This window comes from Rhizobium sp. WYCCWR 11146, assembly GCF_013591995.1.
Classification (GTDB): Bacteria; Pseudomonadota; Alphaproteobacteria; order Rhizobiales; family Rhizobiaceae; genus Rhizobium; species Rhizobium indicum.
Map to the genome: position 1 here is coordinate 1 of NZ_JACCEY010000028.1, position 570 is coordinate 570.

General features: G+C 60.5%; 1 protein-coding gene. It reads left to right on the forward strand.

The features are described 5' to 3' along the window. Positions 1-570 (forward strand): calcium-binding protein (locus HX899_RS24290; protein WP_181293609.1); only part of this gene is annotated, 570 nt, incomplete at both ends.

A 570-nucleotide genomic window follows, 5' to 3' on the forward strand; every position in this document is an offset into this window, starting at 1 on the left:
CGCTGAATGGCGGGGCAGGTGCCGATAGCTTGATCGGCGGTGCGGGCGACGACACCTATATCGTCGACAATGCCGGCGACAGCGTTGCCGAGAACGCCGCTGCGGGAACCGACACGGTTCGCACGATACTGGCCGCCTACACACTGGGAGCCAATGTCGAGAACCTCACCTATATCGGAACGGCAGCCTTTGCCGGGACAGGCAATAGCCTTGCCAACACGATCACTGGTGGTGTCGGCAACGACACCCTGAATGGCGGGGCAGGTGCCGATAGCTTGATCGGCGGAGCGGGCAGCGACATCTATATCATCGATGATCTGGCCGACGTGGTCACCGAAGGGGTGAATGAAGGAACCGATCTGATCAGGACGGTGCTTTCTTCCTATGCCTTGACCAACATTGCCAATGTCGAAAACCTGGCTTTCATCGGCGCCGGCGATTTTATCGGCACCGGCAATGCGCTCGCCAACACGATCATCGGCGGCGCTGGCAACGATCTGCTGGACGGCGGCGCCGGCAATGACACGCTGAACGGCGGTGCGGGCAACGACATCTATGTGGTCGACAGTG